General features: G+C 35.5%; 20 protein-coding genes, 1 pseudogene and 1 riboswitch. Of the genes and pseudogenes, 6 read left to right on the forward strand and 15 right to left on the reverse strand.

What is annotated here, in order from left to right; all coding sequences use genetic code 11:
• Positions 1 to 10: 10 nt before the first annotated feature.
• Positions 11 to 988 carry a LacI family DNA-binding transcriptional regulator gene (locus JFT89_RS18120; protein ID WP_016096463.1) on the reverse strand — a complete coding sequence of 326 codons (978 nt, stop codon included), beginning with the start codon at positions 986 to 988 and terminating at the stop codon, positions 11 to 13.
• Between the two features lie 98 nt (positions 989 to 1,086).
• Here JFT89_RS18120 and JFT89_RS18125 point away from each other — a divergent pair, with 98 nt between their 5' ends.
• A complete protein-coding gene (locus JFT89_RS18125; RefSeq protein WP_016096462.1) occupies positions 1,087 to 1,713 on the forward strand; it encodes a YczE/YyaS/YitT family protein in 627 nt (208 codons plus the stop codon).
• Between the two features lie 29 nt (positions 1,714 to 1,742).
• Here JFT89_RS18125 and JFT89_RS18130 read toward each other — a convergent pair whose 3' ends face one another.
• The 3 genes from JFT89_RS18130 to JFT89_RS18140 form a co-directional block, all read right to left on the reverse strand.
• The gene (locus JFT89_RS18130) at positions 1,743 to 3,038 is read right to left on the reverse strand and encodes a homoserine dehydrogenase (protein WP_002166390.1); all 1,296 of its coding nucleotides are present in this window, start codon (positions 3,036 to 3,038) and stop codon (positions 1,743 to 1,745) included.
• Positions 3,039 to 3,179: 141 nt separating this feature from the next.
• Positions 3,180 to 4,085 carry a homoserine O-acetyltransferase MetA gene (gene metA, locus JFT89_RS18135; RefSeq protein ID WP_016096460.1) on the reverse strand — a complete coding sequence of 302 codons (906 nt, stop codon included), beginning with the start codon at positions 4,083 to 4,085 and terminating at the stop codon, positions 3,180 to 3,182.
• Positions 4,069 to 5,367, reverse strand: coding sequence for a bifunctional O-acetylhomoserine aminocarboxypropyltransferase/cysteine synthase (locus JFT89_RS18140; RefSeq protein WP_016096459.1), 1,299 nt, complete (start codon positions 5,365 to 5,367; stop codon positions 4,069 to 4,071). The genes metA and JFT89_RS18140 overlap by 17 nt, the downstream gene beginning before the upstream one ends.
• 234 nt (positions 5,368 to 5,601) lie before the next feature.
• Positions 5,602 to 5,706, reverse strand: a riboswitch (SAM riboswitch).
• Positions 5,707 to 6,025: 319 nt separating this feature from the next.
• On the opposite strand from JFT89_RS18140, the gene JFT89_RS18145 reads away from it, so the two are divergent.
• Positions 6,026 to 7,255, forward strand: a complete 1,230-nt coding sequence (locus JFT89_RS18145; RefSeq protein ID WP_016096458.1) for a chloride channel protein — start codon at positions 6,026 to 6,028, stop codon at positions 7,253 to 7,255.
• Between the two features lie 60 nt (positions 7,256 to 7,315).
• Here the strand turns inward: JFT89_RS18145 and JFT89_RS18150 are convergent, their stop codons facing one another.
• From JFT89_RS18150 to JFT89_RS18160, 3 genes are all read right to left on the reverse strand, one after another.
• Positions 7,316 to 7,942, reverse strand: coding sequence for an FMN-dependent NADH-azoreductase (locus JFT89_RS18150; RefSeq protein WP_002167303.1), 627 nt, complete (start codon positions 7,940 to 7,942; stop codon positions 7,316 to 7,318).
• Positions 7,943 to 8,132: 190 nt separating this feature from the next.
• Positions 8,133 to 8,780, reverse strand: coding sequence for a response regulator (locus JFT89_RS18155; RefSeq protein WP_016096457.1), 648 nt, complete (start codon positions 8,778 to 8,780; stop codon positions 8,133 to 8,135).
• A 20-nt stretch (positions 8,781 to 8,800) separates the two neighbouring features.
• On the reverse strand, positions 8,801 to 10,372 hold the full coding sequence (locus JFT89_RS18160) for a GAF domain-containing sensor histidine kinase (RefSeq protein ID WP_201040431.1): 1,572 nt from the start codon (positions 10,370 to 10,372) through the stop codon (positions 8,801 to 8,803).
• A 134-nt stretch (positions 10,373 to 10,506) separates the two neighbouring features.
• On the opposite strand from JFT89_RS18160, the gene pdxK reads away from it, so the two are divergent.
• Positions 10,507 to 11,331, forward strand: a complete 825-nt coding sequence (pdxK, locus tag JFT89_RS18165) for a pyridoxine/pyridoxal/pyridoxamine kinase (protein WP_002113152.1) — start codon at positions 10,507 to 10,509, stop codon at positions 11,329 to 11,331.
• Positions 11,332 to 11,449: 118 nt separating this feature from the next.
• Here the strand turns inward: pdxK and JFT89_RS18170 are convergent, their stop codons facing one another.
• From JFT89_RS18170 to JFT89_RS18205, 8 genes are all read right to left on the reverse strand, one after another.
• Complete coding sequence (locus JFT89_RS18170; RefSeq protein WP_016096455.1) at positions 11,450 to 12,505, reverse strand: diguanylate cyclase; 1,056 nt, start codon at positions 12,503 to 12,505, stop codon at positions 11,450 to 11,452.
• A 146-nt stretch (positions 12,506 to 12,651) separates the two neighbouring features.
• A complete protein-coding gene (locus tag JFT89_RS18175; protein WP_002144639.1) occupies positions 12,652 to 12,855 on the reverse strand; it encodes a YbdD/YjiX family protein in 204 nt (67 codons plus the stop codon).
• Positions 12,848 to 14,923 carry a carbon starvation protein CstA gene (cstA, locus tag JFT89_RS18180; RefSeq protein ID WP_016096454.1) on the reverse strand — a complete coding sequence of 692 codons (2,076 nt, stop codon included), beginning with the start codon at positions 14,921 to 14,923 and terminating at the stop codon, positions 12,848 to 12,850. Before cstA ends, JFT89_RS18175 begins: the two co-directional genes overlap by 8 nt.
• A gap of 122 nt (positions 14,924 to 15,045) precedes the next feature.
• Positions 15,046 to 15,762, reverse strand: a complete 717-nt coding sequence (locus JFT89_RS18185; RefSeq protein WP_016096453.1) for a LytR/AlgR family response regulator transcription factor — start codon at positions 15,760 to 15,762, stop codon at positions 15,046 to 15,048.
• 208 nt (positions 15,763 to 15,970) lie between these two features.
• Positions 15,971 to 17,170: an MFS transporter gene (locus tag JFT89_RS18190; protein ID WP_002138953.1), complete on the reverse strand. Its 1,200-nt coding sequence runs from the start codon at positions 17,168 to 17,170 to the stop codon at positions 15,971 to 15,973.
• Positions 17,171 to 17,324: 154 nt separating this feature from the next.
• Positions 17,325 to 18,065 carry a WecB/TagA/CpsF family glycosyltransferase gene (locus JFT89_RS18195; RefSeq protein ID WP_016096452.1) on the reverse strand — a complete coding sequence of 247 codons (741 nt, stop codon included), beginning with the start codon at positions 18,063 to 18,065 and terminating at the stop codon, positions 17,325 to 17,327.
• 21 nt (positions 18,066 to 18,086) lie between these two features.
• Positions 18,087 to 19,196: a glycosyltransferase family 4 protein gene (locus JFT89_RS18200; protein WP_002089874.1), complete on the reverse strand. Its 1,110-nt coding sequence runs from the start codon at positions 19,194 to 19,196 to the stop codon at positions 18,087 to 18,089.
• Between the two features lie 95 nt (positions 19,197 to 19,291).
• A complete protein-coding gene (locus tag JFT89_RS18205) occupies positions 19,292 to 20,743 on the reverse strand; it encodes an O-antigen ligase family protein (RefSeq protein ID WP_016096451.1) in 1,452 nt (483 codons plus the stop codon).
• A 495-nt stretch (positions 20,744 to 21,238) separates the two neighbouring features.
• Here JFT89_RS18205 and JFT89_RS18210 point away from each other — a divergent pair, with 495 nt between their 5' ends.
• From JFT89_RS18210 to JFT89_RS30810, 3 genes and pseudogenes are all read left to right on the forward strand, one after another.
• Positions 21,239 to 21,871 (forward strand): trimeric intracellular cation channel family protein, encoded by a 633-nt coding sequence (locus tag JFT89_RS18210; RefSeq protein ID WP_002016412.1) that lies wholly within the window; start codon positions 21,239 to 21,241, stop codon positions 21,869 to 21,871.
• Positions 21,872 to 22,112: 241 nt separating this feature from the next.
• Positions 22,113 to 22,493: pseudogene (locus JFT89_RS30805) on the forward strand (protoglobin family protein); the annotation flags it as partial.
• On the forward strand, positions 22,488 to 23,294 hold the full coding sequence (locus JFT89_RS30810) for a methyl-accepting chemotaxis protein (RefSeq protein ID WP_374191880.1): 807 nt from the start codon (positions 22,488 to 22,490) through the stop codon (positions 23,292 to 23,294). The pseudogene JFT89_RS30805 and the gene JFT89_RS30810, both read left to right, overlap by 6 nt.
• The last annotated feature ends 15 nt before the right edge of the window (positions 23,295 to 23,309 follow it).

Genomic DNA, 23,309 nt, shown 5'->3' on the forward strand with positions numbered 1-23,309 from the left:
ACCTTCTCTATTATGTCGTTTCCCTATCTACCAAGTTTGGTAATAACTCTACATGTTTCACATCTATTTCCTCATCATTAATCTTTTCATATAATAATTCAAATGCCTTTATACCAACATTTTTACTAGAATGCGAAATCGTCGTAATACCTAATATATTTGCCACCTCTTGATCATCACATCCGATAATCGTAATATCCTCTGGGATACGAATTCCTTGTTTTTTCGCCTCCGTTACCATTCCTGCAGCAATATGATTGCAAGATACAAGAAAAGCCGTCGGTTTTACAGACATACGAGCCCATTCCCTGACTACATTGCGCCCATCTTCCACCGTAAAACAGCCCTTAAACTTCCAGGCATCTAACGGTGTTACAACAATCTGTTGAAGTGAATCCTCATACGCCTTTTTTCGCCTCTGGCTATTAATACTATTACTTCTTCCAATGCAATATCCGATACGTGTATGACCAGCATCTATTAAGCTTTTCATCCCGCGCAAAAATACTTTGTAGTAATCAATATGTACACTCGAAATGAAATTCGAATCTATTTCTTCACACATCACAATTGGACCAAACTTCGTATACTCTTCAAGTTTTTCCTTACTATTTGTCCGTGAACATATAATTACTCCATCAAGCTTTTTCATTTTTAACATATGTAAAATTTCAAGCTCTTTTTCTTCGCTATAATTTGTCTGGCAAAGCATCATATTATAATTGTTCTTTGCGGTTTCCTTTGATATCCCCCCAATAATGGCACTGTAATATTGATCATTTACGTGCGGCAATAAAACGCCAATTACATTCGTTTTTCCTTTCACTAAATGAATCGCATTCACATTTTGCGTATAATTTAATTCTTCAATAATCGCTAAAATCTCTTTTCGTTTCTGTTCATTCACATACGGATGATTATTGAGTACACGTGAAACAGTTGAAACAGATACCCCAGCGAGTTCAGCAATCTTTCTTATATTAGTCATCTCATTCTCCCCTTCCTCTCAAAAATTCTCGCTTGACCTGGTAAGCTTTCCACAGTATATCCTTTCTTAGCAAATACATTTTGAAAGGATATACAACTATGCTTCGATTCAAACTAGAATATATATTTTTCATTGGCGGTTTACTCATTCTCGCCATCGGTATTAATATGATGACGACAATTACTTCCTTTGGACTTAGCCCTTATGATTCCTTCTTTATTGCACTATATCAAAATTTTGGGATAAGTATTGGTTTTTGGATTTTCATGATTAACTTTGTTTTTACCCTGATCGTACTCTTTTGGGACAAAAAACAAATTACAATCGGCACAATTGTAACGATGATTCTTATTTCTCTTTTTGTTGATTGGGTTGGTTCTATTACGACCATTATGGACATTATCCGCTCTCTTCCAAAATATATAACACTTATTTGCGGAAATCTATTCGTCGGAGCCGGAATTGGTCTTTACGTCTCTACTAACCTTTGCGCAGCACCTCAAGAGGCTTTCGTTTTAACTGTTGCTGAGAAAAAGAAATGGACATTTAGAAGAACAGAAATTTCATTAGCTTTTTTATTTTTAACATTAAGCTTCTTATTAGATGGGCCAATCTATTTTGGAACAATTATCTTATCCTTTACAACAGGTTGGATTATTCAAGCATTTATTCAAGTTGGTACGAAGATTTTAAATAGAAAAAACCCTATTAAGCAAGCCGCTTAATAGGGTTTTTCGTTTTATTAGAAGAGATACTACTTAGCATCTCCTTCAATTCGATAGTTTGCTTTCACACAATCTATTTCTTCATACGATTGCAATGTATGTAGAATGTACTCATAATCCGCAAGAGAAGCACGATGCGTTACAATTACGATTTCTGCTTTCCCTTTCTCTTCAAGTGGCATTTGAATAATCTTTTCAAAACTAACACCGCGTTCAGAGAACAATGATGTAATTTTTGCAAATACACCAATTTCGTCTTTCACATGAAGTCTTAAAAACTTTTTCACAATAATTTCATCTGGCTCTTTTAGTACCTTTTGATATTGCGGGACTACCGCACTATTTCCTGTTACACCTAACCTAATATTTTGCATTACAGCAACTAGGTCAGAAACAACAGCTGTTGCTGTCGGTAAGCTTCCTGCTCCCGGGCCATAAAACATCGTTTCTCCTACCGCTTCACCATACACATAGACAGCATTATATTCATTTTGCACTGCCGCAAGAGGATGTGCATTTGGAAGTAAAGTTGGCTCAACTGTAACCTCTAATTTCTCGCCATCTCGCTTTGCAAGGCCAATTAATTTAATTGTATAGCCTAAGCTCTTACTATATTCAATATCTTCTGCTGTAATAGAAGTAATCCCTTTTACCTTCACATCTCCAAGCTCTACATTTGTAGAGAAACCGAGAGTAGCCAAAATCGTCATTTTTCTTGCTGCATCCAAACCTTCTACGTCTGATGTTGGATCTGCTTCTGCAAATCCAAGCTGCTGAGCTTCTTTTAACACGTCGTTATATGCTCTCCCTTCGTCTGACATTTTCGTCAAAATAAAATTTGTCGTTCCATTTACAATTCCCATTACTTTCGTAATAAGATCTGAGGAAAGTCCTTCTACGATGCTTCGTAAAATTGGAATCCCTCCAGCTACACTTGCTTCGTAAAATAAATCAGCCTTATTATCTTTTGCTACCGCTAAGAGTTCCGCTCCGTGTAACGCCATTAAATCTTTATTTGCAGTCACAACGTGCTTCCCGCTTTTTAAAGCTTGTAAAATATATGCTTTTGCATCATCAATGCCGCCCATTACTTCAATGACAACATCAATATTAGGATTATCTAAAATTTCATTCACATCTTGTGTTAATAGAGTAGAAGGCACGTCTACTTCTCTCTCTTTCTCAATGTTTTGCACCAATACTTTCGTTACTTTCACTGGACAACCTACTTGGTGTATAAGTCGTTCTTGATGATCTGTAATAATACGAACTACACCACTACCAACTGTCCCAAGACCTAATAACCCCACTTGAATGTCTTTCATAATACTGTCCACCCCTCAAAAATTGTGTTTAGATGCCATTATATAGACAAAAAATCTGAAAAACAATGTATTTTGAATATTAAGAAAAATAAAGGTTAATCTTTACAAATAAAACGCTACCACGTGTTATACAATCATTATTTACAATATATAAGGGGTTTCTTGATACACATAATAATTCAGCCAATTAGAGAATAATAAATTCCCATGACTCCTCCACCTAACAAGTGGCTTCTCATCTGGATTATTATGTTTAAAATAATTTTTTGGCACATCAATATTTAACCCTCTTTGGCAGTCCCGTTCGTATTCTTGCTTTAACGTATCACAACTATATTCACTATGTCCGAGTGCGAAAACTTGCCTTCCCTCTTGCCCAATAGCAAGATGAATACCTGCTTCTTCAGAATTGGCTAATAACGTTAATTCTTTCACCTTTTCAATATCACTCTCTCTTACTTCTGTATGACGAGAATGCGGAGCAAAAAACACTTCATCAAACCCTTGTAACAATTTCACATGTTGCTCGCGAACCTCATGTTCAAATACACCAAACATTTTTTCCGCAAGAGGATACTTCGGCACACCATAGTGATAATACAAACCTGCTTGTGCCCCCCAGCAAATATGAAGCGTAGATGTTACATTCGTTTTTGAATACTCCATAATACGTCCAAGCTCTTCCCAATAATCTACCTCTTCAAAAGAAAGAGTTTCAACTGGTGCTCCTGTAATAATGAGTCCATCAAATTTTTCATTCTCAATATCACGGAATGTTTTATAGAAGCTCGTTAAATGGTCCTGCGCTACATTGCGAGACAGATGTGATTCCATATGAAGTAAATGAACATCTAATTGCAACGGTGTATTTCCAATTAAACGAAGTAATTGCGCCTCTGTTTCTTGTTTTGTAGGCATTAAATTTAATATAGCAATTTTCAAAGCACGTATATCTTGTGTTACTGCTCGCTCCTTCGTCATTACAAAAATATTTTCCTTCTGCAATACTTTGCGAGCTGGTAAATCTTTCTCAATTATGATCGGCATGTTGTTTGCCTCCGACTAGCGCCGCTTCTAAATCTGCAATAATATCAGAAACATCTTCTATACCGACCGATAAACGGATTAAATCAGATGTAACGCCAGCTAAACGCTGATTTTCTGCGCTTAATTGTCTGTGCGTCGTACTAGCAGGATGTATTACACAAGTTCTTGCATCAGCTACATGCGTTACAAGAGTTGCAAGCTTTACATTTGCGATAAATTCTTTTGCTGCTTCTAATCCGCCCTTAATACCAAATGTTAAAACTCCACTAGCACCTTTTTTCAAATATTTTTGTGCTAACAAGTAATTTTCATTACTATCTAACCCCGGATAATTCACCCATTCAATACGATCATGATTAGCAAGCCATTTAGCAACTTCGAGAGCATTTTCACTATGACGCTCCATTCGTAAATGCAACGTTTCCAAGCCAATGTTGCTAATATATGCATTGAATGGGCTCATACAGTTTCCGTAGTCTCTTAATAACTGAACGCGTGCTTTCACAATATACGCTGCTGCTCCAAAATTTTGAACATAGCTTACGCCGTGATAACTCGGATCAGGTTCGACAAGCTCAGGGTACTTTCCATTTGTCCAATCGAAGTTCCCTCCATCTATTACAATGCCGCCTAGAGAACTTGCATGGCCATCAATATATTTCGTTGTAGAATGGACAATGATATTTGCCCCATGTTCAAAAGCCTGGCATAAATAAGGCGTCGCTAATGTATTATCAACGATAAAAGGTACTTCTAATTCTTTTGCTGCTGCTGAAAGTTCTTTGAAATTCAAAACGTTCATTGCTGGATTTCCTAACGACTCTGCATAAACGAGTTTTGTCTTATCATTAGCAAGTGCCGCAATTTCATCTGCCGTTAAATTAGGATTAAAGAACGTAACATCGATGCCAAGCTTACGCAAACTCACTCCAAATAAATTAAACGTCCCTCCGTAAACAGTTGAAGAACAAAGTAAATGGTCCCCACTACTGCAAATATTTAAAACCGCAAGCATAATAGCTGCCTGCCCAGAAGCTGTTGCAACAGCCCCTACACCGCCTTCTAAATCTGATAACTTCTGCTCAAATGCAGCTAGAGTAGGATTTCCAATACGCGTATATATATATCCTTCTGCCTCTAAATTAAATAGTGCTGCTAAATCATCTGACGTATCGTATTTATACGTTGTACTTTGATAAAGTGGCAAAACACGCGGCTCACCATTTTTTGGCGTATAGCCACCTTGCACACAAATCGTTCCTTTCCCCCATGATTCTCCCATCTCTCATTCTCCTTTCTTTTATCCCGCTATTTGCGGGTAGTAAGACTCCCACCTCCAAATTCGGCAAATGCGAGGAAGTTAGGTGGGAGATAACTGCCCGATTGATGAAGGCTAATAATTAGCGGGGGAGGGGCAAAACCCCCACTGATTAAAGTTTCACTTTATCCAAAATAAAAAACTGCCCCTTCCCTGAAAACAAGAAAGGAGCAGTTTGAAAACACGCTCTAAGGCTCTTTCTTATCTCTCAGGATTATTACCTGCAGGATTTGGCACAATTCCGTTATACGGCTGTTGCCAAGGTTTCATCGGGCCTGTCCCTCCACCTTTTCTTGATAAGACTATGCAATTACCGTTGATTTTATAGCAATAATTTCCTGATGTCAAATATTTTTTCTGAATGTTCTAAATTAAACGCAAGGAATTTAATACAAACAATAAAAGAAATATATTCCATATTCATTTGAAAAAGACCTTTTAAAAACTCCAATCCATATATAGAATTAAATAGGTGGTTTAACCGCGTTAGTTTCAAATTTTCATGAGATCCCAATATATTGAATAAGCCACCCCCTCAAAAAGATACTATATATATTCAAGTCATTTCACACTAGCATATTTAATCCTTTCTACATGAAAACTTACATAACGGAGGTAGAACATGACAAATAAAAAAGACATGCACCATATACTCGTCCTATATGGCATTCTTTTAGGCTCTATAGTAGGAGTCACAGTCTGGTCATTTTTAGTCACAATAAATATCGGAATTCACTTTATTTGGGGATACTTGCCTACTCTTTTCTCTTCTCCCCCTTATTACACCATTTGTGTAACAATCATCGGTGGTATCCTCGTTGGTTTAACACAAAAATACTTCGGTACATATCCACGTCTTATGCCGGAAGTGATGGCTGAATATAAAAAAACAGGTAGAATTGAATACCGTTTTGTACATAAAGCTACTTTAACTGCGATTATCGTTTTAATATTTGGAGCTAGTTTAGGACCAGAAGCTGCACTTGTTGGAATTATCGGTGGACTTTGTACATGGGTAGGAGATCGCTTTAAATTTGCTTTAAAGGGAATGAATGAACTAACAGAGGTTGGAATTGGTGCCACTTTAAGTGTTATTTTTAATGCACCATTATTCGGTTATTTAGCTCCGAATGAAAATGAGGATAAGCAAATTAATGAATTTTCAAAAGGAAAAAAAGCAATCGTATATTTAGCTACCACTTTTGCTGGTTTTTCCGTTTATTTATTGCTTAGTAAACTCGATAATCGTGGATCCTTTATTGTTGATTTTGGGGAAGGGTCTCTTGCTCTTAATGAATGGATCGCCTTTCTACCACTTGCTAGCATTGGTGCTATAGTTGGTTTCTTTTATTTCAAATTAGAATTCACATTAGAGAAATTAATCCACCCCTTCAGGGAATACAAGGTATCACTTGGAATTATAGGCGGTATTTTATTAGGGGTTACAGGAACTTTTCTCCCGTACACGTTATTTTCAGGGGAACATCAATTAAAAGATTTAGTCGTTGAATGGAGCCATTTATCCTTCTGGGTACTACTTCTTTCAGGAATTTTAAAATTATGTATTACTGCCGTTTGTTTAAATACGGGTTGGCGCGGCGGACATATTTTCCCAATTATATTTGCTGGATCAAGTATCGGATATGCTATAGCTTCTATTATCCCTATAGATCCAATAGCTTCTGTAGCCATCGTCACGACAGCTATTTCAAGCTATGCATTAAGAAAACCAATAGCTATAACATTACTATTACTCATGTTTTTCCCGCTCAATTTATTATTACCGATGCTCGGGGCAGCAGCGATTGGGAATGCATTTCCGCTTCCTAAACATAACGAAACTACAAATTAATATAAAAAAACAGCATTAACATGTAAATGCTGTTTTTTCGAGTGACGATTATATTTTTAATTAAAATTTACTTGCTACTTTAGCCGCTTCTTCAAGACCTGCTGCAATGATCTCTTCTGCTTTATCTGGGAATTGGTTATGTCCTTCAATAACTACCGTTTCCATATTTGTTGCGCCGAAGAAGCCCATCATGCTCGCTACATATTTTACAGCCATTTCCATTTCAGCTGCTGGTCCTTCAGAATATACGCCGCCGCGTGCATTTAATAACGCAATCTTCTTATCTCCAATAAGCCCAACTGGACCTTCTGGTGTATATTTAAACGTTTTACCAGCACGGTTTAAATAATCAATATACGTGTGTAATACGGCTGGAATCGTTAAGTTCCATAATGGGAAACCGAAAACTACTTTATCAGCTTCTAGAAATTGATTTAAATACTTATCAGCAACTGCTACCACTTTTGCTTCTTCTTCTGTTAAATCAAATCCTCTACCTGCTTTGAATGTACCATTAATCATATCTACGCCTACATATGGTAATTCTTCTTTATATAAATCAAGTTCTACCACTGTATCATTTGGATGCGCTTCTTTATAGTTTGCTAAAAATGCCTCGTATAATTTCACACTAACTGCTTGTTCCGCTGGGCGGTTGTTTGCTTTTACGAATAAAACTGTTGCCATTGTTTTTCCTCCTACTACTCACTCTTATGTTGTTATATATCACTTACGAAAAAGGGTACTCCCTTATAATTATTGTTGCTTACAAATACATTTTATCTTTATATCAAGACAATTACGTCCTCACATAGACGTATTTTTCCATAAAAAAAGTCCACCTTCTAAAGGCGAACTAGGTCTTACGACTTTTGTCTTATACAATTCCATTTTTCACTGCATATAATGCTGCTTGTGTGCGATCGGATAAATGTAACTTACTCAAAATACTACTCATATGAGCTTTTACCGTTTTTTCTGTAATAACTAAAACAGAAGCAATTTCTTTATTACTCATCCCTTTCGCCAATAACTGCAATACTTCATTTTCTCTCGCTGTTAATACATCCACTTGAACGGAAGGTTCTTCTTCTTTCTCTTCCTGTGGTAATGTTTGAGAAAGAAGGGCATTTGCTATATCTGGATGTAATTGAATATTACCTTTATACGCGCTTCGAATAGCTTCAACAAGCTGATCTGGTTCGATATCTTTTAAAATATAACCGCTCGCCCCAGCTTTTAGTGCCGGCAATACATGAGCTTGATCAGAAAAACTAGTCAATACAATTACTTTCACGTTTGGATATTCTTTTTTAATACAAGTTGTTGCCTCAATTCCATCCATCTCAGGCATATATAAATCCATTAATACGACATCTGGACTCGTTTCGCCTACTTTCACTAGCGCCTCTTTCCCATTGTTTGCTTCCCCAACTAATTCAAAATCTTCCTGTGTGCTTAGAAAAAATGCTAATCCTTTTAAAACAACTGTATGATCATCAACTAACAATACTTTTATTTTCACAAACTTCCCTCATTTTCACATCATAATGGTACATTTACTTTTACACTCGTTCGTTTCTTACTACTTACAATTTTAATTGTTCCACCAACTAATTCTACTCTTTCACGCATCGTAGTCATACCGAGTGATTTCTTCTCTTTTATATCCTTTTCTACAAACCCATTTCCTTGATCGACTATTTCTAATGATACATTTTTCTCCGTCACTTTGAAATAAATCGTCGCTTCTCTTACATTCGCATGCTTGCTTACGTTATTTAAAGCCTCTTGTCCAATTCGCCATAGCGCTTCTTCTACTACACGCGGCAAATCACGTACACCTGTAACTTGTTCCCGAATTTTCAATCCTAAACTTTCACCATATTGCTTTAAAGCTGGTAATAACCCTTTCTCTAATCCAGCCGGACGGAGCTGCCAAATTAATGTCCTCATTTCCTTTAAGGCACCTTGTGCTAATTCACGCATCTCATACAAAGACTGATCTACCTTTTCATTTTGACCCTTTAAGACAGCTTCAGCGCCTTTCGTCATAAATGTTAATGAAAACAACTTTTGTGAAACAGAATCATGTAAATCTCTAGCTAAACGATTACGCTCTTCCATTCGTACAAGTTCGCGGCGTTTTTCATTTAATCTTAAGTTCTCTATCATTAATGAAATATGATTTGCTAACGCTTGTACTACATCTATCGTATTTATATCAAATTCTCCATTATTAGAACTTACACTTAATACTCCAAATATATGATCTTGAATATGTATCGGAATAGCGATAACCGTCCCATTGGGATGCTCTATATTACCAACCTGACGCTTCGACAAGACAGACTCTTCTTTTTCCAACGCTTCCTGTGCTACTGCCCTCAAATCATCTTGTAGTTCACCTTTCTTATAAGAAGCTCTCACAGCTAGTTCATTTTCTTCTCTAATAAAGAATACAACTTGCTCCCATAGAAATAAGCTCCCTATTTGCATTACAATCTCTTCTGGTAATGCATTAAATTTATGAATTGTCCTTAAAGCTTGAATAAAGCGTTCTAACTTTACATAATAATGAGCTCTTCTCTTTTCATTTTCATACAGTTTTGTACGCTTTAATGCCGTTCCAATTTGAAAGGCAACTGATTGTAATAGTACTAATTCTTCTTCAGAAAAATGCGTTTTACCTGGGCTAGCTACATTTAACACGCCAAATTCATCTTCTCCCGCTTTTAGCGGTACTGTCGCATGATGTACAATCCCTTCTGTATCTCCCCAGTTGTATTCAATCGCATTATTAATTCTCTTACATTCAATAATATTAACTGCTCGCTCTAGTTTTCCTTCCACAAAGCGGTGTAAGCACCAGCAATTCCCCTCACACATCGGTCGTTTATTTTCGAATTTCAATCCCTCTGGTAATTGGTAATCAATTAATTTTGTATATCTACCATTTTCATCCGCAAGGAAAATCCATCCTGTCGTTAAACCAGTTACATTCAACAGCTTTTCCAGCACAGCTTGAAGTACGTGATATGTATCATTTGAGGTATTCAACGTTTCTGCAATCTCTTTTAATATAACTAATTCATTTGTACGATTCTCTTGAAACATAATTCGTCTCCTACATACAAGATTTTAAATAGTACTTAACATAAATCATCTACTTTTCACTTTGTACTTATTCGTAACATTGATATAATGGTGAAAACATAGTTTTCATTATATCACTTGAGGGGGCTTTCATAATGACATTGAATAAGGCACTTACTATCGCTGGTTCTGACACAAGTGGCGGTGCTGGTATACAAGCAGATTTAAAAACATTCCAAGAACTTGGTGTATATGGGATGACATCTCTTACGACAATCGTAACAATGGACCCACATAACGGTTGGGCACATAACGTATTCCCAATCGCGGCTTCTACATTAAAACCACAATTAGAAACGACAATTGAAGGCGTTGGCGTAGATGCTTTAAAAACGGGTATGCTTGGATCAGTAGAAATTATCGAAATGGTTGCGGAAACAATTGAAAAGCACAATTTCGAAAATGTAGTAGTTGATCCTGTTATGGTATGTAAAGGAGCGGATGAAGCGTTACATCCTGAAACAAATGACTGCTTACGTGACGTTCTTGTTCCAAAGGCATTAGTCGTAACGCCAAACTTATTTGAAGCATATCAATTAAGTGGTGTGAAAATTAATTCTCTTGAGGACATGAAAGAAGCTGCAAAAAAAATCCATGCTTTAGGTGCTAAATACGTACTGATTAAAGGTGGTAGCAAACTAGGCACAGAAACTGCTATTGATGTATTATATGACGGAGAAACATTCGATCTTCTAGAATCAGAAAAGATTGATACGACAAATACACACGGTGCAGGTTGTACATATTCTGCTGCAATTACAGCAGAACTTGCAAAAGGAAAAACGGTGAAAGAAGCAGTAAAAACTGCGAAAGAATTCATCACAGCTGCAATTCGTCATTCATTTAAGATTAACGAATATGTAGGACCAACACATCACGGTGCATACCGCAAATTCGTTGCACCGAAAGAACTTGTCTAACATAAAGCTTTTTATTAATAAATTTAAAAATAGATTAAAACCCACAGAACATTTATTGTTCTGTGGGTTTTAATTATTTCAGGAGCTTTTTGGGAAGATCCCCTTCCCTCCTTTGCCCTTATGATGCTGTACTAACTTTGTTTCTACCATTTCTTTTTGAATAGTATAATGCATCATCTGCTGATTGAATAAATTGTTCTGGGGATTTTTCATACTCTGAAATTCCGACCGAAACTGTAATTTTTATTTTTTCTCCATTTTGCAATTGGAATGAATACTTTTCAACAGCTAGACGAATTTGTTCCCCTATACGCGCTCCATATGCTAACCTCTTTTTTGGTAATAGCAGGGCAAACTCCTCGCCACCCTTCCGAAAAACCAAGTTTGAGAATGGTGCATTCTCTATTAAAATACGCCCCACTTGTTTTAATACTTCATCCCCAGCAGGATGACCATACGTATCATTTACATACTTAAAATGATCAATATCTATAAGCAATAAACAAAGTGAATCATTCTTCATATGTTTGTTACCAATATGACGATTCATCTCTAAATCAAACTGTCTTACATTTCCTAGATTCGTTAATGCATCTATCGTTGCATAATGCCTCATCGTTTGAAATAATTCATTGGATTGCAATACGTAACTTGCACTTACAAATGTGATGTATCCTGCAACAATACTACAAACAAAATATAATACCACTACAGATACATCCTTAAATAAAATAGACAGTGGTAATATTAAAATAGACAAGCTATACACATTAAGCCATATCCACTTTGTAAATATAGAAATTTTCATCCGCCAAATGAAGACAATACCAATTCCGGTTACTATGATAGTATAGCAAGCCAATTCAGAGGCTAAAGAGTAATCAGTAAAAAGTAGCCGAGTTATTAAAATGATAGCAACTGTTATACTACTGGCTATCGCCCCCCCAATTATAACCGCCAAAATAACTGCCAAGTAACGTAAATCCAACAGACTATCTTCAATATGTACACCAAAATGCATTAATAATACACCTAATATTCCAGTGAAAATACCTACTACACATTTTTGCCAAACAGCGAATCCCTCTTTTAACGGCTTATCTCTTAAAAGCTGACCACCTACAAAGATAAAGGAAAGAATAATTGTCATATTTACAAATAGATCTCTGAACATAAAATAATCTCCCTACTTTTTCTTTTCCATCTATCCCTTTCCATATGTTATTGTATTACGAAATCCCTATAATTCCCAAACTTTTTTATTTTGTTGTTCCACGTGGAACAACAAAATAAAAAAGGGACGAAATTTCGCCCCTTCCATTAACAACATCGTGATATTTTTCCGCCTTTTGCATTGAATCTAGCTTCTTGTGCCTCAGCAAAAAATTGTTTTTGACATAGGATTTCCTCTTCTGGATGATGTACTTTCATATGATTTACATATGTTTCATAACTTGGAACTCCGACAAGTAAACTAATAAATTGGTTTCTCTTTCCCCATACCTTCCGTAATCTTTTAAGCATAGTTCCTCGACTCACTTTCGTCTCTTGGAATATATGGAGCCTCTTTTAACGGCATTGGCTTATTTCTTAATACTTGAATCCAAATTCGAAGTGCAGAAATTAATACAGCAATTACAACTATCATAAAAATCCCACAAAGAGCTGCATCAATATAATCATTAAAAATAATTTGTTTCATTTGCGCAACGTTTTTAGCTGGAGCTAATACCTTTCCATCATCTAATGCTCCTTGGAACACTTTCGCATGGGATAGAAACCCTATTTTAGGATTTTCATGAAATAACTTTTGATAACCAGCTGTCATCGTTACAATCAGTAATCCTATAGTCGGAATAAGCGTTACCCAAACGTATGCCTTTTTCCCCATTTTGAATAAAATTGTCGTTCCAAGTAATAGTGCAATCCCCGCTAACATTTGATTTGCAATACCGAAAAGTGGCCATAGCGTATTAATTCCACCGAGAGGGTCAACCACCCCTTGATATAAGAAGTACCCCCAGCCTAATACGCATAACGTTGTAGCAACCACATTCGCTATTGTGGAATCTGTTTTCGCAAACGGCTTGTACACATGCCCTAAAATATCTTGAATCATAAATCGTCCTACACGTGTTCCAGCATCAATCGTTGTTAAAATAAATAGTGCTTCAAAAAGAATGGCAAAATGGTACCAAAATGCCATCATCGCCGTTCCGCCCATTACTTGTGAAAATATATGTGCCATACCAATTGCTAATGTTGGTGCGCCACCTGTACGTGATAAAATGGTCTGTTCTCCGACGTTAACAGCAAGTTCTTTTAATTCATTCGGTGTAATAGCAAATCCCCACGAAGAAATAACTTGAGCCGCTTGTGATACATCTGTTCCGATCAGTGCTGCTGGACTATTAATTGCAAAATAAGTTCCTGGTGTTAATACACAAGCTGCAATCATAGCCATCGCTGCTACAAATGATTCCATTAACATTGCCCCATAACCAATTGGCTGTGCATGACCTTCTTGCTCAATCATTTTCGGCGTCGTACCTGATGAAACGAGAGCGTGGAATCCAGAGACAGCACCGCAAGCTATTGTAATAAATAAGAACGGAAATAAATTCCCGGAGAAAACAGGGCCTGTTCCATCAATAAACTTAGATACTGCCGGCATCTTCAAATCTGGAGCTACAATTAAAATACCAATTGCTAATCCAAGTATCGTTCCTATTTTTAAAAATGTACTTAAATAATCACGTGGTGCAAGGAGCATCCAAACTGGTAATGCCGATGCAATGAATCCATATACGATAAGCATAATAGCAATTGTTTCACCACTAAAAGTAAACATACTTGCAAGTGTTGGATTTTCTGCTACATACTGTCCACCAATAAGCGATAGGACTAGTAGAACAATACCGATTACTGATCCTTCCCCTACTCGCCCTGGTCTAATATAACGCATGTAAACTCCCATTAAAATAGCAATTGGAATCGTTGCTGCGATTGTAAACATTCCCCATGGGCTCCCAACAAGTGCCTTCACAACTACTAAAGCTAATACCGCTAATAAAATGATCATAATACCTAAAATACCAATCATTGCAATTAATCCTGTAACAGGACCAATTTCATCTTTAATCATTTCTCCTAATGATTTACCATTACGTCTCATTGAAGCAAATAAAATTACAAAATCTTGTACAGCTCCGGCAATAACTACCCCAACAATAATCCAAATAGTCCCAGGTAAATACCCCATCTGCGCCGCCAAAATTGGTCCTACTAAAGGACCTGCCCCTGCAATCGCAGCGAAGTGATGTCCGAATAAAACCCATTTATTTGTTGGAACATAATCCTTCCCATCATTTAACGTATGAGCAGGCGTTTGCCTATTATTATCTAGGCCAAAAACTTTCCTTGCTATAAATCTACTATAAAAGCGATAAGCAATCGCATACACTGATACAGCAGCAACTAATAGCCATACAGCATTAATTGTCTCACCCTGTGATAAAGCTATTACACCAAAAGCAGATGCTCCTACTGCTGCAATAACTCCCCAAAGTAAAATTGATTTCAATGTTTTCACGTACAATCCCCCCATTACTACTTCTTAGAGGAGATTGTACTAAATTTTCTGAATATTTAATTTGAATCCTCCTTATCATGAAGGATTTCTAGGCTATTATGTTAAAATTCTCTCATTACTTGTCATAGCTCAATTTTATTTCGAAGTCGTTTTACATAATTACGGCTTACTGGAATCGGTTGCTCATCGTACCTGTCTAAATGCAAATTATACGTGCCATTATAATAAGGTTTAAGTTCTTGTACATATGACATATTAATTAAATAGCTTTTATGTACACGTAAAAAATCATATGCATTTAGTTTATTTTCTAATTCCTGGAGTGTGTATGTTGAAATATACTGATTATTCGTTGTATAAATTGAAACGGTTTTGTTTTCCTTATTTTTACTAATATATACAATATCCTCCGGGAGAATATATCTAATTCCCTCATGGCCTTCTATCGGCAGTTTACGCAGATGACTCTTTGCTTTCTCACCTTGTTCTTTTCCCATTTTATATAAAATGAATTGTAAATCTTCTTCACGAAATGGTCGTAATAAATAATAAAACGCTTGGAAACGAAAAGCTGTAATTGCCTCTTCTATATCCTCACCAATAAAAATAAATTTCGTATAACAATTCACTTCTCGTAACAAACTCGAATATTCAAAACCAGTACCATCCATTAATTGCGAATTTAAAAAAACAAAATCAGGTGTATGTTTTTTCATTATTAGCAAAGATTCTGTTCCAGTTTTCGCTTCAAAACATTCTACATTTCGAATGTTTTCAGTAAAGTCCTCAACTAATTTTCTTCGCTCTTCTGTTTCTTCCATGATAAGTAAGATTTTCATTTATCCAGCCACCTAATTCCTTTGTCCATATGTCTTGTTGTATACATTCGCTTTAGTAAGAAACATTCCCTTTTTCTTACTATACCATTATTTATCTAAAAAAACAGAAAAAAGGAAACCACTTTGGTTCCCCTTTTCTTTTATCCCGATTGGTGCGGGCTAATAATCAGTGGTTGATGGACAAAACACCACTGATTAAGGTTTCTCTTTATACTAATTCCCTCTGTTTCGTTTCTTGACCAAGTATAACTACAGCAAGTGCCCCAATTAAAATTGATCCACAGAAAATCGTAAATATTAGCGATAGTGAAGCTTGTGAAGCAACTAAATACCCTACTAATAGTGGTCCAAGAATACCACCAATACGCCCAAATGCAGCTGCCATTCCTGCACCTGTACCGCGAATAGTTGTTGGATACTGTTCCGGTGTATAAGCGTATAATGCACCCCAAGCACCTAAATTAAAGAAGGATAGTAACATACCCGCCACTATTAATGCTGTTAATGAATCCGCAATTCCGAACACATAAGCACTACATGCTGTACCAATTAAATACGTAACCAATACAAATTTACGACCAAGACGTTCAATAAACCATGCAGCTGTGAAATATCCTGGAAGTTGAGCTAAAGTCATAATGAGTACGTACTGAAAACTTTTTATTAAACTAAAGCCTTTCAGTACCATTACACTAGGTAACCAAAGGAACATTCCATAATAGGAAAAGACCACACAAAACCATAGAATCCATAACATAATTGTTGCTTTACGATATTCCCCAGACCAAACCGATTTTATATTTTCAATAACAGATGGCCTTTTTGCAACCTTTTGGAACCTTGGAGAATCGGGTAAATTCCATCTTAAATATAAAGCGTATAACGCTGGAACTGCACTTATTACCATAGCAACTTCCCAACCGTATTTAGGAATAACAAAATATGAGATAAGAGCTGCAATTAACCAACCACCAGCCCAAAAGCTTTCTAATAGTACAACTATTTTTCCACGTTCGTGCGCTTCAACACTTTCTGATACAAGAGTAGATGCAACTGGAAGTTCCCCGCCAAGTCCCATACCAATTAAAAAGCGTAAAACGAGGAACATCGCGAATGTCGTCGTTAAAGCAGTTAAACCACTACCGATAGAAAATAGTAATAATGTAATAATAAAGACTGATTTCCGTCCTATTTTATCTGATAGTATCCCAAAAAGGAGCGCTCCTACTGCCATACCAATTGAATTAACGCTACCTATCCAACCCATTTCTTGAGTACTTAATCCCCAATCTTTTTGGAGTGCTACAATTACAAATGAAAGCATTCCAACATCCATTGCATCAAATAGCCAGCCAAGCCCTGCTATACCAAGTAGCTTTCGCTTCGAAATTTCTTTTACCTTGCTCACAAGAAGTCCTCCTTACACAGCTGTCTTTACACATCATTTTACATGTGTGTATTGCATAAGTAAAATACTTTCTTATAAAAAATTCTCCTTCATCATTCCCAAAAAGTAAAATGTTTATCAAAAATAAACAAATAAAAAAAGTAGCGATGTTCCGCTACTTTTTTGAACGCATTACTTCTTTTAAAAATTCAGCTAATACTAACTGACGACGCCAACGTGTTGGATTACTACATAATCTGTAAAACCACTCTAAATGAATAGATTGAATCCATTTTGGCGCACGCTTTACCTCTCCAGCCCACACATCTAAACTACCGCCTACTCCAACAGCCATTTTCGTTTCTAAACGATGCTTATTGTTTTGGATAAAGTTTTCTTGTCTTGGAAAGCCAAGTGCAACAAGTAATAGATCTGGTTTTGCCTCTTGAATACGTGAAACAATATTCTCTTCTTCTTCTTGTTTAAAATATCCATCTTGTATCCCCACGATAGATGCAGACGAATATGTCTTCGTTAAATGATCAGCCGCGGCTTGTACAACATGTGGTTTTGCACCTAATAAGAAAACAGATACTGGTTTATTCTCTTCTGATAACTTCGCAAATAAATTACACATTAAATCAAAACCTGCTACACGTTCTTTTACAGGTGTACCAAGCATACCACTTGCTTTTACAACCCCAATACCATCAGGTGTAATTAAATCGGTATTTAGTAATGTTTTATGGAACTCTTCATCCTTTTTTGCACACATAACAATTTCAGGATTTGCTGTTACTACCTGAAAAGTATGAGTTTGCTCCAATTCTAGTTGTTCCTTTAAATATTGGACCGTTTCATCCATTGTCATTGTAGAGAAAGGAACACCTAGAATATCAACCGTTTGTACTGCCATATTTAACTATCCTCTCTATCATTAAAGGTTTTTCGCTATTAATTGCTTATATGTTTCTTTCGTATCTTCATATAATTTTTGAAGCGAGAAGTTCATAGTAGCATGCTCATAAATATGCTTGCCCATTACTGATAACTCTCCAGTTTTCCACTTATCATACGCCTCTTCTAATGCCGATGCCAATGCTTTTCCATCACCAGTTGGTACAATCCACCCATAAGTTTCATCTGCAATTAACGGTTCGATTTCTCCTGCTCTAGTCACAATTGATGGTACACGTTGATTTGCCGCTTCTAATAAAACTAATGGAAATCCTTCGCTATGGGAAGTTAACAAATTGACATGTGATGAAGCAAATAATTGTTTCACATCTTGACGATGCCCTAAAAATTCAACTTTATCATTAATCCCTTTTTCAGTAGCTAACGCCTTTAGTTCTCTTTCTAACGGCCCGTCACCAACTAATAATACTTTAATTTTCTCCAATTTTGTTTGTTGTAACGCATCGAATAAAACTTCATGTCCTTTAACAGGATGCAAACGCGCTACTTGGATTGCCGTAAACACATCTTCATCAATATTAAACATTTCCTTTTTATTATAGCCATCTGCTTTTTCCTGATCATATTCAATCCCGTTATAGATAACATGCATCTTTTCATTTGAAATACCTAATGCGGCTAAGCTCTTTTTCAACCTATTCGTTACAACAAAAAATAAATCTATATTTTTTAAAGCTTTCAAATTTAACTTAGTAAAAATCCAGCCTTTTAAGCCTTGTTTAGTAAAGTCTTGAAATGGATCACTATGAATTGTCGTTACCCATTTTGCCGCGAATTTCTTCTTCATTAGAGAAACAAAGAAATTCGCCCTAGGACCGTGTGTATGAACTACATCAAATTTTTCTTTATTAATGAATTCACTTATGTTCTTTAAAATGGATAAATCATAGCGAGATTTTTGTGAAAACACATGAACTTTTATTCCTAGCTCTCTTGCTTCTTTCGCAACAATTCCATCTTCAAATACTGCTAATTCTACTTCACCGTCCGGAAACTGATCGAGCAGTGAAATAATATGTGTTTTTCCTCCACCATCTTCTGCCCCTGCATTCATATGCAATATCCTCATATTTTTTCCTCCTTTAAATCCTCGCTACATTTCCATCTATCTTTATTTTACTGTACTAAAAAATAAAAGCTAACAAAAGTTAGCTTTTATTTTTATCATTCAATTTCTAGATCTACGATTAGATAAGCTAACACCACTACAAAGTAAATCCCGACTCCTGGTGCTGTCAAAATATGTCCTGCAATATATGCAATACCTAATGCTAATAATAAGCTTGCTGTAATCATTCCATATTTCACATTAAATATTTCCTTAAATCTTGTAACAAATGCTAGTAGGATTCTTACGCCGTAATAAATAAATGGAATCATCATTAACGCAAAACCAATAATTCCGAAATCATAAAACCAATCATGGAAGTCCATTTCGATTAGCTTCGGATCTGGCTGCTTTTGTTCATTATATTTATAGTTACCTGCATAACCCATTCCTAATAACTTTTGTGACATCGGCGCTTCTTTAAAGAACTGCTTATGTCTCTCTTCATATACTTGACGTCCACTGAAAATAAGATTTTCTTGATTTTCTTTCTTTTGCTCTTTCTCAAGCTCTTTCTTAACTTCAGCTTCTACCTTCGCCTTTTCTTCTGGTTTCTCAACTTTATGTTGTTTTTCTTCTTTTTTAATTTTCTCTTTAATTTCTTTTTCTTTTTGACCTTGCTGCGCTACATTTTGTTCTGATAAATAGTTGTTATGAATACCCATATTTTGTGCTAATGGCGTCATTTTAAACGTTCCAACAACACCAGCCAATAGAACAATAGCAATTAATCCATTAAGTACAAGAGACTTTTTGTTTGGATTTCTTCTATCAAATAATAATTGTAGTACGATAATCCCGATTGCTGCTGCTAACGTAGCACCAATTGAGCCCATCCCTACTTTCGTACCAACTTGAATTAACGAGTAAATCATTAAAAGCGATGGAATCCAATATAAAACGTGTTTCACGCTCTTTGTTTTTTGAATAGAATATAGTACCACAATAGGGAAAATAATAGCTAAGATTGACCCTAGTTCATTACCTGCATAGAACCACCCTCGGGAACCAACTTTCATCCATTGATAACTACCAAAGTCTGTAGATGTCGAAATAGAAATAACCATAATAGCGTTAATGATTAATGTTGAATACACAATACTATTTCTGACTTTGTCACTAATATTTACTTTCTTTTTCAATGATTTTAAAGCTAAAATGTATGATCCTAGCATAATATATATATATAATGCCTTCGCAACAAACTTAACTTCTTCACCAAGTACAATAGGATTCTTAACTAGTTTATTATTAATAAACCCTATCCCTAAAACTACTGCTAATAGTATTAAGTAAATTAAAAACTTCCTATTTTCCTTCTCTTTTGCCTGAATTAAAATGTAAATACCACCAACAGCCATAATAAGAAATCTTACCAAGATTCCAACAGTGGCATTTGACTTTAATAAAACGATGCTAAGAGACGTTAATAAATCTAAAACAGGCTGTAAAATAATAAAAAAGAGCAAAAAATGCTCAAATCTAACCCTAGCTTGATTTGCTAACATTCCAAGACCTCCATACAAAATCTTCACATTATCTTTTAATCATAGTTTTCTACTGTTTAAACACACCTAGCAATTATAACATAACTCATATTTAAATTGAGAACTATTTTTCATGCCGAAACTAGTCAAGTCCAGCATTATTAGTAACCGAAAACATTGTCCTTTAGCTATCCTTCCCTATCCCTATAAAAACTATCTAACACATATGCACTTATTTTCGACCGTACAGAAATATTTTTTTATCATTTTATACAAATGTAAAAAACGGACTTATCTTATTGTACCATCCCTCCAACTAAGCTACATCAAAAAACTATACTATTAATCTCTCCACACTTTTTCGCTTTACTTTATTGCTACTTATCAAGCATTTTCAAACGCTTTCTTTAGCTATTTCATCCATTTTTCTACATGTAGCGAAAAGTAATTGTTATTTCCAAAACTTTAGTGTATATTTTTTCTCTGGAACATCTTTAAGAGGAAGGAATTAAAGCCATGTTATTAATCGATATATTTACGTTTCTTGGCATTATCGCCGCTGCCATTTCTGGTACATTAGTTGGTTTGAAAAAAGATCTAGATTTATTTGGTGTCCTTTGTTTAGCTGTAGCTACTGCGCTCGGCGGCGGTATTATTCGTGATATTATGATTGGTAACCTGCCTCCTGTCGCATTTGTAAAACCCATTTACTTTTTCGTAAGTGTACTATCAGCATTATTCACATGTATGTTTTTTGAGCGCATCAATAAACTTCAAGTTGTTATTATGCTTTCTGATGCTGTTGGTTTAGGTGTATTTACAGCTATTGGTGCAAATGCAGCAATGTCACATCACGTTGACGCCTCGTTTTTAGTCGTTTCGATGGGAGTTATTACAGGTATTGGGGGCGGTATTTTACGTGACATTTGCGCTCAAGATATCCCGTATGTATTCCGAAAAGAGATATATGCAATTGCTTCTATTTTAGGAGCAGTTAGTTTCTTAATTACACATGCAATGGGGGCACACATATTAGCTTTCTATGTTTGTTTATTAATAACATTCGTTATTCGTGTAGTCACCGTAATATATAATGTACATTTCCCCGTTTTCTTTAAAACACATGCAAAAATTAATAAAGGCCATTAAGAGAATTCTACATAGAATTCTCTTAATTTATATACAATTCCATATACTATAGAGTAATTGTATATAAAAATATATAATTACATTAGAATAAAGAAATGAAAACGTTTTATAAACAGGGGGAAGAATGATGCTTGGGGTTTTTAAAAAAAATAAAACAAACACCAGTATAATTGAATTAAGCAAAGGCCAACAAATCATATTTAACGTGCCTGCTAATTCTGAACTAAAAACTCAAATGGATATGCTACATATTTCAAAGGAAGATTTAAAAATTGTTAAAGTATTACAGCCATTTATTTATGAGGAAATAGATTGGATAACAGAAAAATTCTACACCAACATCACAAAACAACCTAATTTAATTGCTGTTATTGAACGCTATAGCTCTATTCCCAAATTAAAACAAACTTTAAAGACACATATTAAAGAATTGTTCAGCGGGAATATGAATGAAGATTTTATTGAACAACGTGTTAGAATTGCAAAAAGGCACGTACAAATTGGTTTACATAGAAAATGGTATACTGCTGCTTACCAAGAATTATTCCGCTCCGTCATGAAGATTTTGCAAACGAAAATTTCAACGATAGACGATTTTTCTTATTCTATAAACGTAATAAACAAATTATTCACATTAGAACAAGAACTTGTTATTGCGGCTTATGAATCCGAATATGAAAGAATCCAAAAAGAACATGAAAAAGAAAAAGAACTGACAGCTATGACGATTACACATATTGCAACAGAACTAGCGGCAGTATCTGAAAAAACAAGCTCTTCTATTCAACAGTTAACATCTAAATCAGAAAGTATCGTAGGAATTGCAAAAACAGGTACATCATTAGCTACGACATCAGAAGAAAAGGCCAATAAAGGCAAAGAACAATTAAATCTGCAAAACAAACGAATGGAAAGCATCCAAACGAATATGGAAACTATCATTACTGATACTCGTGAACTTCTTGATATTTCTAACAAAATTAACGAAATCATTGATATTGTAAAATCAATCGCCGAGCAAACAAATTTACTAGCATTAAATGCTGCTATTGAATCTGCACGTGCTGGCGAATTTGGTAAAGGTTTTTCAGTCGTAGCGGGAGAAATCCGAAAGTTATCAGAGCAAACGAAAGAATCAATTTCCAACGTTACAAAACTCGTTGAAAAAACTAATGAACAAATTATACACGTCTCTTCTTCCGTGGAACAAATAAGCTCTCTCGTATCTGAAGGAACAGATAGTATGCATGCGACAGATCAATATTTCCAAGAAATCGTAAAAGATATGTCTAACTCTAAAGAACAAAATAAAAAAATTGAAAATGAATTAGAGACTATCTCACAAGTAATGAAGAGTATTCAAGACGATTCCTCAACAATGGCCTTAACAGCGGATAATTTACAACTAGAACTAAACCGATAAGACGAATCGATACAA

It is taken from the genome of Bacillus sp. TH25, from assembly GCF_016650935.1.
Lineage (GTDB): Bacteria > Bacillota > Bacilli > Bacillales > Bacillaceae_G > Bacillus_A > Bacillus_A mycoides.

What these genes read in the sequence shown, in the direction of transcription:
- JFT89_RS18120 (WP_016096463.1), bottom strand. Translation starts at nt 988, where the DNA reads ATGACTAATATAAGAAAGATTGCTGAACTCGCTGGGGTATCTGTTTCA.
- JFT89_RS18125 (WP_016096462.1), top strand. Translation starts at nt 1,087, where the DNA reads ATGCTTCGATTCAAACTAGAATATATATTTTTCATTGGCGGTTTACTC.
- JFT89_RS18130 (WP_002166390.1), bottom strand. Translation starts at nt 3,038, where the DNA reads ATGAAAGACATTCAAGTGGGGTTATTAGGTCTTGGGACAGTTGGTAGT.
- metA (WP_016096460.1), bottom strand. Translation starts at nt 4,085, where the DNA reads ATGCCGATCATAATTGAGAAAGATTTACCAGCTCGCAAAGTATTGCAG.
- JFT89_RS18140 (WP_016096459.1), bottom strand. Translation starts at nt 5,367, where the DNA reads ATGGGAGAATCATGGGGGAAAGGAACGATTTGTGTGCAAGGTGGCTAT.
- JFT89_RS18145 (WP_016096458.1), top strand. Translation starts at nt 6,026, where the DNA reads ATGACAAATAAAAAAGACATGCACCATATACTCGTCCTATATGGCATT.
- JFT89_RS18150 (WP_002167303.1), bottom strand. Translation starts at nt 7,942, where the DNA reads ATGGCAACAGTTTTATTCGTAAAAGCAAACAACCGCCCAGCGGAACAA.
- JFT89_RS18160 (WP_201040431.1), bottom strand. Translation starts at nt 10,372, where the DNA reads ATGTTTCAAGAGAATCGTACAAATGAATTAGTTATATTAAAAGAGATT.
- pdxK (WP_002113152.1), top strand. Translation starts at nt 10,507, where the DNA reads ATGACATTGAATAAGGCACTTACTATCGCTGGTTCTGACACAAGTGGC.
- JFT89_RS18170 (WP_016096455.1), bottom strand. Translation starts at nt 12,505, where the DNA reads ATGTTCAGAGATCTATTTGTAAATATGACAATTATTCTTTCCTTTATC.
- JFT89_RS18175 (WP_002144639.1), bottom strand. Translation starts at nt 12,855, where the DNA reads ATGCTTAAAAGATTACGGAAGGTATGGGGAAAGAGAAACCAATTTATT.
- JFT89_RS18185 (WP_016096453.1), bottom strand. Translation starts at nt 15,762, where the DNA reads ATGAAAATCTTACTTATCATGGAAGAAACAGAAGAGCGAAGAAAATTA.
- JFT89_RS18195 (WP_016096452.1), bottom strand. Translation starts at nt 18,065, where the DNA reads ATGGCAGTACAAACGGTTGATATTCTAGGTGTTCCTTTCTCTACAATG.
- JFT89_RS18200 (WP_002089874.1), bottom strand. Translation starts at nt 19,196, where the DNA reads ATGAGGATATTGCATATGAATGCAGGGGCAGAAGATGGTGGAGGAAAA.
- JFT89_RS18205 (WP_016096451.1), bottom strand. Translation starts at nt 20,743, where the DNA reads ATGTTAGCAAATCAAGCTAGGGTTAGATTTGAGCATTTTTTGCTCTTT.
- JFT89_RS18210 (WP_002016412.1), top strand. Translation starts at nt 21,239, where the DNA reads ATGTTATTAATCGATATATTTACGTTTCTTGGCATTATCGCCGCTGCC.